We start from the raw sequence: 2,505 nt of genomic DNA, 5'->3' as shown, positions 1-2,505 counted from the left end.
GCATATAAATACAATTCTATTACACCGTTAAATTTATCGTTATTATGATAGCAACTTCATAATAAGGAATAACATCTATACCTATTCTAAATATCTACTAAAAACCATTAACACTGGCAGTGAATAGTATAGAAATTACATAAGACATTTTCTTAATCAATATAGAACAAGATACCAATTAATGAGGATTATTCATAACCATTCACCAAAATGGTGAAGATAAGATCATTTTAGAATGCTAACAACAATACACTACTTATGAAATACTCAATTCACTAAAAAATATTTTCAGGATAACAATTTCTATCCTATTAACGCACTGAATGATGAGCGTTGTATTCAATGCTTAGCTCCATAATTATTAATGCTATCAATAATACAGATAAAGTAGTAGTGCAGGTGTGCTTTATACCAATAAGTTTAGAGCTGAATAGCATATGTACAATTTAAGTGGCCATAACCCCCTGTTTTGCAAATTTCTTCAGCAGATCCTATCTGACGTTCTACACAATTAACTGCAAGCATATATCTCATCACAACAGATATTGCAGGAATCGATCCTCTCAGGATCATCAAATGGCAGACAGGTTATTATCTCATTTGCGAGGCATTCTCAAATAAATACTTTATTCATTTCTCCTTATCGTAAAACAGTTGTGAAATATCGTACATTAGGTTTTGTACAAGCAAATCAATGGCCCAGATAGATAAAAATAGAATAAATGCACTGACTATCCTCCCTAAAAATACATTCACAGGATCAGATCAATCAAACATATTTATTAGATAATGATATTTCCAAACGTTTTCGTCCCCTTTATTACTCCTTTTTCTAATACCTTCGGATTCTTCTCAGGAAAAATGAGATCCAAGAATCCTTTTGTGATATCTATGGCATTATCAACAAAAATACTAACACCAGTAACCCGAAATGTAGTACATGACGTATTGCATCATCAGATAGATCAACTGCATAATTATTATTTTATTGTCGTTTTTTAATGCGTATTTTTCCGAAATACTCACTGATAAAGATCTACATTTAATTCCACTTTTTTTAAAAGGTTTTAATCACTCATACACTCAATATTAAAGCAATTAAGAATATTTCCAGTATCTAAATCCACTTCATAGTGAGTTTTAGCTATAGCGGCAGAATTATATCCGCCTACTTAACCTAAACATTGTGCCATTCTCATCAGCAACAAAAAGTGAATGTTTCACTTCATCAGAATTTAACTCCGGGATTGTTAAGATTAACACCCTGAAACCTTGTTCGTTGTAATAATCAACCTGCTCCATGATATTGTTGTGATTTTCTTCAGTGAAAGAAGTAAGTTGTTCCTTTAGCGGCACATTACAGCAAACTAATGGCTGCTCCCCTACTACACTTTTGCAAATTAATTGATGATCTTACCGAAGATCCTGAACAAAAATTGATAATTTTCGAAGAGAGCAATGACAAGGTAACTCATCAATTTTTCTGTAGCTGTGCAAAAGGCTATACTTCATGGATTTTTGGATTGCATAACAATGGCAACTGAGCAACAGATTCATCGGAAAAGAATTTGCTTAGTCAAAGGCTGTTTTCCGGTGAGAGATTTCAACCTCTCATTAATTCTGGAGAGTATAAATAACGGTATGTTTATAAACAGTAGAAGAAGTGAGCGTTGCCAATAAGGAAATACCTAAAAAGACAACGGAATAAAAGATTTTAGTGTTACCTGAATAGAATACAGTCCACTATTATTAATAAATAATAGTGATAATCAATATTATTTACATTTTTATTTATTAATAACTTGTATTGTTTAACAGGTAAAACTCTATTTATGGTCTCAAATTATTCTAAGCAGGTAATTCAGAGGCAATTTTCCAGTTAACGGAACTGACACTTTTCTCTAAACTCACCCAACAAACAATCGATTCGATCTCTTTTTGCTTATCCGGAGTTGCCAGCATTTCTGCACACACTCCAAGCTGATTAGGCTGAATTGTATCAGCACTGCTTAGTGACTGTAGCCGGACATTTAATCCATTAATTGCCTGTAGGATCAAAGTCCTGATCAGGATCTCATCGCCAATATCACAAATAATGTGAATTTGATAACTCTGATCTAAATCTAAGGTCTGCTGTTGTGGCTGAGCATTGGCTCTCTGAGCGGCCTCTCTGAATAAAATATTTGCAGATGAAATAATTGCTACATAAATAGTCGCATATAAGCATTATCCCAATCCGCACAAAACGCCAATACCCTCCGAACACCATAATGTTGCCGCAGTATTTAATCCGCGGATGTTCATTCCCTCTTTCATAATCACACCAGCACCAGTTGCGACTAATGCATTGGTTCTTAACCCCGCCATACGCTGACGCCACTGACGTTTCACCTCAGGTAACCTCTAAAAACTCTCAATATAAAAAATAAGATCAATTTTGCACTCACCAATAAATGTCCTTATTGTGTATGACTTTTTTCTTGCTTTTTCAGGGAAAAAATAAAC

At 33.9% G+C, this 2,505-nt stretch carries 1 pseudogene; it reads right to left on the bottom strand.

What is annotated here, in order from left to right:
• Positions 1-1,848: 1,848 nt before the first annotated feature.
• Positions 1,849-2,391: pseudogene (locus tag AACX68_RS06040) on the bottom strand (MgtC/SapB family protein).
• Positions 2,392-2,505: the final 114 nt, after the last annotated feature.

The organism is Xenorhabdus sp. PB61.4 (assembly GCF_963894935.1).
Classification (GTDB): Bacteria; Pseudomonadota; Gammaproteobacteria; order Enterobacterales; family Enterobacteriaceae; genus Xenorhabdus; species Xenorhabdus stockiae.
The sequence above is the reverse complement of the archived record's forward strand: the minus strand, read 5'-3'. Positions and strand labels throughout refer to the sequence as shown.